At 68.2% G+C, this 6,724-nt stretch carries 6 protein-coding genes; 2 read left to right on the top strand and 4 right to left on the bottom strand.

Annotated features, from left to right (window positions below):
- Window positions 1-693: 693 nt before the first annotated feature.
- The 3 genes from polX to AB0I38_RS39925 all read right to left on the bottom strand — a co-directional run bounded on the left by polX (window position 694) and on the right by AB0I38_RS39925 (window position 4,118).
- The gene (gene polX, locus AB0I38_RS39935; protein WP_358495895.1) at window positions 694-2,376 is read right to left on the bottom strand and encodes a DNA polymerase/3'-5' exonuclease PolX; all 1,683 of its coding nucleotides are present in this window, start codon (window positions 2,374-2,376) and stop codon (window positions 694-696) included.
- Between the two features lie 303 nt (window positions 2,377-2,679).
- Complete coding sequence (locus AB0I38_RS39930; RefSeq protein ID WP_358495890.1) at window positions 2,680-3,762, bottom strand: integrase core domain-containing protein; 1,083 nt, start codon at window positions 3,760-3,762, stop codon at window positions 2,680-2,682.
- Window positions 3,753-4,118, bottom strand: coding sequence for a hypothetical protein (locus tag AB0I38_RS39925; protein ID WP_358495887.1), 366 nt, complete (start codon window positions 4,116-4,118; stop codon window positions 3,753-3,755). Before AB0I38_RS39925 ends, AB0I38_RS39930 begins: the two co-directional genes overlap by 10 nt.
- A gap of 173 nt (window positions 4,119-4,291) precedes the next feature.
- On the opposite strand from AB0I38_RS39925, the gene AB0I38_RS39920 reads away from it, so the two are divergent.
- Both AB0I38_RS39920 and AB0I38_RS39915 read left to right on the top strand, forming a co-directional pair.
- Window positions 4,292-4,543 carry a helix-turn-helix domain-containing protein gene (locus tag AB0I38_RS39920; RefSeq protein ID WP_358495883.1) on the top strand — a complete coding sequence of 84 codons (252 nt, stop codon included), beginning with the start codon at window positions 4,292-4,294 and terminating at the stop codon, window positions 4,541-4,543.
- 40 nt (window positions 4,544-4,583) lie between these two features.
- The gene (locus AB0I38_RS39915; RefSeq protein ID WP_358495879.1) at window positions 4,584-5,438 is read left to right on the top strand and encodes a transcriptional regulator; all 855 of its coding nucleotides are present in this window, start codon (window positions 4,584-4,586) and stop codon (window positions 5,436-5,438) included.
- Between the two features lie 347 nt (window positions 5,439-5,785).
- Here AB0I38_RS39915 and AB0I38_RS39910 read toward each other — a convergent pair whose 3' ends face one another.
- Complete coding sequence (locus tag AB0I38_RS39910; RefSeq protein ID WP_358495876.1) at window positions 5,786-6,637, bottom strand: aldo/keto reductase; 852 nt, start codon at window positions 6,635-6,637, stop codon at window positions 5,786-5,788.
- Window positions 6,638-6,724: the final 87 nt, after the last annotated feature.

Raw genomic sequence — 6,724 nt, 5'->3', positions numbered from 1 at the left:
AGGCGCACGCCGATGTGAACGCGGCGAAGAACGTACGCGACACGGCCGCGGGGCATGCGGTTGCTGCGCGGGGAGGCTCGCCATTGGGCGAGCCGGTGAACCGCGAACCTCAACGCGACCTCCTCCTCGTGGGGTAGTTGCCGTTGGAATCCTCCGCCTTCAGGCGGGGGAGGATGTCAACGAGATCGAGACGGAAGCAGGGGCAACCTGTACCTGGCCACGGCTATGGCGCCCAGCCCGCGCTGTGCCGGAAAGTTCGGGCTTCAGCTACGGCGAGCAGGCCCAACGGAACGCAAGGGGGTGCTTCAGCATCGGCGAGGAGGAAGGCGCCGGGCCCCTGCCCGCTCTACGGCGGGCAAACCGAGCGGCCGGACACCATGAAGCGGAGGCGGGTGGGCGTTCCGGCCGACTTAAGACCGTGCCAAGTACCCCCGCGCCCGGAGTAAGGCCGAAGGCCAAAATCACCAGACCCCGGGCAATCGCGGTCGGCCGGAACGCCCACCCGCCTCCGCGGCACCCTGGTGCACCGGTCTCGGCGGCACCCTGGTGCACCAGTCTCTGAGGCACCTGGGTGCACCCGCCTCCGATGGCGCCGGGGTGCACCCACGTCTGGTGGCGCCGGGGCGCACCCGCCTCCGCCGGTGGAGCCGCGCGTCGAACAGGCCGGGATTCGGGGAGGCCCGGAGCGGCCGGTCAGGGCCGGAGGAAGGCCTGGAGACGCTCCAGGGGCCAGGTGTTGATCACGTCGTCGGTGGTCAGCCAGGCGCGCTGGGCCAGGCCGACGCCGAACCGCTGGTGGGCCAGGTGCGGGATCGCGTGGGAGTCGCTGTCGATGGAGAACCTGACCCCGTGGTGCTTGGCCAGCCGGACCAGATCGGACGGCAGGTCGGACCGGTCGGGATAGGAGTCGATCTCCATCGCCGTGCCCGTGCGGGCCGCGGCGCGGAAGACGGCGTCCCAGTCGGCGTCGACCGGCTCCCGCTTGCCGATCTTGCGGGTGGTGGGGTGGCCGATGATGTCGACGTAGGGATTTTCGCAGGCCGCGATGAAGCGGCGGGTCATCTCGTTGCGCGGCATGCCGAAGTGGGAGTGGACCGAGGCCACGCAGACGTCGAAGCCGCGCAGCACCTCGGCCGGCCAGTCGACCGAGCCGTCGGGCGCGATGTTGAGCTCGGTGCCGTGCAGCAGGCGCATGCCGGGATAGGAGCTCTGGAGCTTCGCGATGCGCTCACGCTGCGCCAGCGCCTTGTCGAGGGTCATGCGCTGCATGGTCAGGTCGGGGGCGTGGTCGGTCACCGCGTAGTAGGCGTAGCCGCGCGCGGAGGCGGCCGCCACCATGTCCTCCAGCGAGGCGATGCCGTCGGTCAAATCGGTGTGCGTGTGCAGGTCTCCGCGCAGGTCGTCGAGCCGGACCGGCTCGGGCAGCTCGCCGCGCAGCGCCGCGCGCACCTCGCCGCCGTCCTCGCGCATCGGCGGCGGGACGTACTGCATGCCGAGCGCCGCGTAGATCTCCTCCTCGGTCTCCGAGGCGATCACCCGCTCGCCCTCGAACAGGCCGTATTCGGAGAGCTTCCAGCCCTTCTTGACCGCGATCTCGCGGATCGCGACGTTGTGCTCCTTGGAGCCGGTGAAGTATTGCATCGCGGCGCCCCACGACGCGGCGGGCACCACACGCAGGTCGACCTGGACCCCCGAGGTGGTGCGTATCGACGTCTTCTTGTCGCCGGCCGCGATGACCTCGGCGACGTAGGGCCGCGCCCGGAACTCCTCCATGATCGACTCGGGCGCCACGGCCAGGATGTCGACGTCGCCGATCGTGTCCTTCATCCGCCGCAGCGACCCGGCGTAGGCGACCCGCTCGGCCGGCAGCGACGCCATCACCTGCTCGGCCAGCGACATCGCGATGCCGATGTGCACCCGCCGGCCCGACTGCTCCAACTGCTCGACGCCCTTCAGCAGATTGGCCAGGGTCTTGGGGCCCAGGCCCTTGACCCCGTCGAGCCGCCCGGCCGTGATGGCCTCGCCCAGCGCCACCGGCGAGTCGATGCCATAGTCGTCGAACAGCATGATCGCGGTCTTGGGCCCCAGTGTCGGTACGCGCGTCAGCCGCCGCACCCCCTCGGGCACCCGCCCGCGCAGGTCGTCGAGCTGGCGGAAGCTCCCGCGCTGGAGGAACTCCTCCATCTTCTTCGCGATCGCCTCGCCGACGCCCGGCACAGCGCGCACGTCGGTCGCCGAGATGTCCTCGGGGAAGCCGGCGATCGCCTTGGCGGCCTTCTGGTAGCTGCGCACGCGGAACGCGTCGCCTCCGGTCAGCGCGAACAGCTCCGCGTATTCCTGCAGCGCCGCCGCCGCCTCCTCGTTTGCACGTGCCATGCGCACAGCTTAGAAGGCGGCACCGACACTTCTCCCCGGCCGTGCGGCGCGAGAGGTCCGCTCCCTCACGGCCGGGCCGGACGCCCGCCCTGGCCGTACGAGATCTTCGAAAGAACACGAAGGAACGAGTGGCCGACCGAAAGGGCGATCAGGGCGTATGGGGATGGCGTGCCCTGACCATCGCTCGGAGGGTCGCAAAGGATCAAAGGATCAAAGGATCGACGGCCGAAAAGGTGATTGCCGAGGTGTGTCAGAGAAAATGCACCAGATAGGGCCGAAAACACCTATCAGTCGCGAGAGGGGTTATAGGGGATCTTGGCGTAGTTCGCGCCGGGTCGCAACCCGGGCCTCGTGAGCGGCTCTCAGCCCGGTCCGGCGGGCCTCCCGGATCGCTTCACCACGCCCGTGGTGCTCGTCGTCGGGGGTGACGTAGCCGAGGCCCTCGTGCAGCCTGACTTCGTTGTAGAACGTCCGGATCGAGTTCAACTCGGCCTCCAGCTCCCCAGGGTCGGTGATCTTGTCCAGGTGCGGAAACTCGTCCTTGACGTGCCCGAACAACGACTCGATCCACGCCTGGTCATTGGGCGTGCCGGGACGGCCGAAGTGCTGGGCGATCCGCGCCCCGGCCATGAACGTCCTGGTCGCCGAGGAGGTCATCTGCGGCCCGTTGTCCGAGACGGCCAGCAGCACCGGGAAGGCGTCGTGGTCGGGCACCTGCCCGCCGCGCAGCTCGGCCAAGAACCCCTCGTCATCGAGGAGATGCGCCTTGCCCAGCATCTCCAGGGCGCGCGTGTAGGCCACCTCGACTTGGGTGGAGGTCTCCTCCGGAGAGACCACGGTGGCCAGCCAGTAGTGCGAGACCACGTCCAGGACCGCGATCGCGCACCAGGACGGCACGCCCCGAAAGTGCGTGAAGTCATAGATCGTGATCACGCCCGGCACCAGCTCGGCCCACTCGGGCCATTCGCGGCGTGGCCGTCGCTCGCGGGCGGGCCGCTCGGCAACCTTGATCCCGGCCGCCCTCAGCACCCGCAGCACGGTCGATTCCGAGGCGTAGAACGCCTCCACCCGCGAGCCGCGATGGGCCAGCTTGCGATGGCTGCGGTCGATCTCCAGCCACTCCTCGCAGATCTTCACGATCGCATCGCGTTCCCACGGCAGCAGCGCGTGCAGCGCGATCTCCGGGCCCGGCTTGGCGTCGTCCAGGCGGCCGACCACGGCGCTGGCCTGCCAACGCAGTACCCGCACGTGATCCAGCCCCAGCAGGGCGGCCGAGCGGCGGGCTGACCAGCCGCCCTTGCGGGCCGCGTGCGCGACGAGCTCCAGCAGACCGGCCTTGACGGATGCGTCGACTCGCGGCGGGACCAGGCCGGCGTTCAGCCCCAAAGCGATTTTCCCTGGTGCAGATGCAAGGCGACGGCCTGCTCGGTCACCGTCGCGCGCAGCCGCTCGATCTCCCGGCGGGCTGCCGCCAGCTCAGCGGCTTCGGGGCTCTTGCCCGGACGGCCGCTCGTCGAGGTGCCCGCCAGCGCGTCCAGCGCGCCCTGCTTGGCAGTCTTGCAGATGACGTTGACCGTCATCCGGTTCACGCCGTACTTCTCGGCTGCCTCGCCCTGGGTGGACTGCCCGGCGAGCACCTCGACGAACACCTGGTACTTCACCGACGGGGCGAGCAACGTACGCTTACCTGGCTTACCCGTACGCGACGGGGACGACTTCGGGTCCTGCTGCGGTCCTGCCACCTGCTCCAACCTCTTCCACGGAGTGATCAAACTACCCGCAGCTGATGGGTGTTTCGGACCAGGACTGGTTCATTAACTCTGACGCGGAAGGATTGCGGGCGGTTGTCGGCTGGGCGGTCCGCAACCTGGATTGCCGCCCTAGCATGGGAACTGTGGCCACGATAGGTGAGCGAATGAGCAGCATTCGCAAGCGGCGGGGACTAACTCAACAAGAACTTGCCGCTTTGTCTGGGGTGTCGGCTTCGCTGATCCGGAAAATCGAACAGGACAGCCGTAAAGACATTCGCCTGGAGACGGCCCGGAAACTGGCGGCTGCTCTCCGGGTGCCCACCATGGACGTGATCAGTCAAGACGCGGCCGAGCAGGCCGACGAGCCTCCGGCCGATCTCTGGGCGCCGGTGCGGTGCTCTGCACGGCCTCGGTGATCAGCCGGAAGAGATGCCGACCCTGGGGGGTGTTACCAGGGTGCTGGACGACTCCATGCCGCTGTGGAAGAAGGACCGATACTCCGAACTCGCCGCCCTGATCCCGACGCTGCTCCGCGACGCCGACACCTTGGTGAGCCTCGACCGTGCGGCCCGGCCGGTGCGTGCTCGACTGCTGCATCTCACGGGCTGGCTGCTCACCCAAACCCGCCAGTACGACGCCGCCGAACTCGCGTTGATACGCAGCCTGGACGACGCCGACAACCCATTGGACGCTGCGGCGATCATCAGTATCCAATGCTGGCTACTCCTGCGGCAGGGCCGGTTGGAGGATGCCCGCCTGCTGGCCCTGCGCTGGGCCGATGACGTGGAGCCGCGAATCTCACGTGCCTCTCCTCGTGAGTTCTCTGCTTGGGGTTGGCTCCTCCTGCGGGTCTCGGCCGCCGCCGTCAGGGACAACCGCCCTGGAGAGGCCGACGACGCCATCCGTTTTGCCCGCACGGCCGCTGTGGCGATGGGTCACGAGATGGCGCCCGGTGAGGACTTCTTGAGGGCCTTCGGCCCCATCACGGTGGCGATGAAACGGACCGAGAACGCGATGGTGGAGGACCGCCCGGACAAGGTCCTTGAACTCTCCCAGACCATCCCCACAGGGGACGTGCGGCCGACGTCCAACAACCGCAACCGCCACCTCCTGGACGTGGCGGAGGCGCATCGCAAGACCCGAGCGTACGGCGAGTCATTCGAGATCTTGCAGCGCATCCGCAGTGATTCTCCCGAGTGGATTACCAATCAGCGTTATGCCCGAGACATCCTCAAAGGAATCATCGGTAAGCGTCGCACGCTGACCGGCGAAATGCGAGAACTCGCCGATTTCGTCCACCTCGAATACTGAGTTCTGCCACCTGTCGTGTCACTTCGCGTTTTTATCTCTGCGGAGTGACACGACATCGCTCTTCCCGCCCGTGTGCGTTGCTCATACGGTTGCGGCATGACTTCACTCCGGCGAGATTTCCCGGAACTGGGAGCGCGGAGAAAAGAAATAAACCCCGCTCTGAATTCCGCAGAAAAGCTGCGACGCGCTCTGGAGCCTCTTGGGATCGCCGGCGATGTTCACGAGGCCTGGCCCTGGTATCGGTCTGGGGCGAGCCGGTGGTGTGGTGCAACGGCACCGTCGCGCCCTTCCCTGGGTGCCGTGGTCATGCCATGGCACCCAGGGACTTCACGCGGCCGTACGGAAAATCAGAAGCGGACCTCGCGCGGCCGGTACGGCTCGGCGAGGAAGGCCAGCTCCTTGTCCGAGAGCGACACGCCCACGGCGGCCACCGCGTCGTCGACGTGGCCGTCACGGGTGGCGCCCACGATCGGCGCCGTGATCCCCGGCTGCGCCATCACCCAGGCCAGCGCGATCTGGGCGGCGGGCAGGTCCCGCTCCCGCGCCACCTGCGCGACCCGGTCCAGGACGAGCCGGTCGTTGCCGGCGTCGTACAGGAAGTCGATGCGCGGGTCGGACCCTGCCCGGGTGGTGGACTCGGCCGTCCCGGCTCTGGCCAGGACGCCACGCGCCAGCGGGCTCCACGGGATGACGCCCACGCCCTGGTCGACGCAGAGCGGGAGCATCTCGCGCTCCTCCTCCCGGTAGAGCAGGTTGTAGTGCGGCTGCATCGACGTGAACCTCGTCCAGCCGTGCTCGCCGGCGACCTGCTGCGCCTTGGCGAACTGCCACGTCCACATCGACGAGGCGCCCAGGTAGCGGGCCTTGCCCGCCTTGACCACGTCGTGCAGCGCCTCCATGGTCTCCTCGATCGGCGTCTCGTCGTCCCACCGGTGGATCTGGTAGAGGTCCACGTAGTCGGTGCCGAGGCGGCGCAGGGAGTCGTCGATGGCGGCGAGGATGTGCTTGCGTGACAGGCCGCGGTCATTGTGCCCCTTGCCCATCGGGAAGTAGACCTTCGTGGCCAGCACGTAGTCCTCACGCCGGGGGAAGAGCTCGCGCAGCAGGCGGCCGGTCACCACCTCGCTCTGGCCGGCGCTGTAGACGTCGGCGGTGTCGAAGAACGTCACGCCCGCCTCGACCGCCCGGCGGGTAGACATTCAGCTTGTGCGCGATAAGTGACGGGTGTTCTGGTCTCGTCGCACCGTGTGACTTTGATCATCTCGGCCAGGCGTGGTGAGATCGTC

Origin of the sequence: Nonomuraea cavernae, assembly GCF_040655715.1 — a bacterium.
Lineage (GTDB): Bacteria > Actinomycetota > Actinomycetes > Streptosporangiales > Streptosporangiaceae > Nonomuraea > Nonomuraea cavernae_A.
Note: the sequence above shows the minus strand (reverse complement) of the source record. Positions and strands in the feature narration are given on the sequence as shown.

Bases quoted from the DNA above. Each gene is read 5' to 3' on its own strand.
- polX (WP_358495895.1), bottom strand. From the start codon at position 2,376: ATGGCACGTGCAAACGAGGAGGCGGCGGCGGCGCTGCAGGAATACGCG.
- AB0I38_RS39920 (WP_358495883.1), top strand. From the start codon at position 4,292: ATGAGCAGCATTCGCAAGCGGCGGGGACTAACTCAACAAGAACTTGCC.
- AB0I38_RS39910 (WP_358495876.1), bottom strand. From the start codon at position 6,637: ATGTCTACCCGCCGGGCGGTCGAGGCGGGCGTGACGTTCTTCGACACC.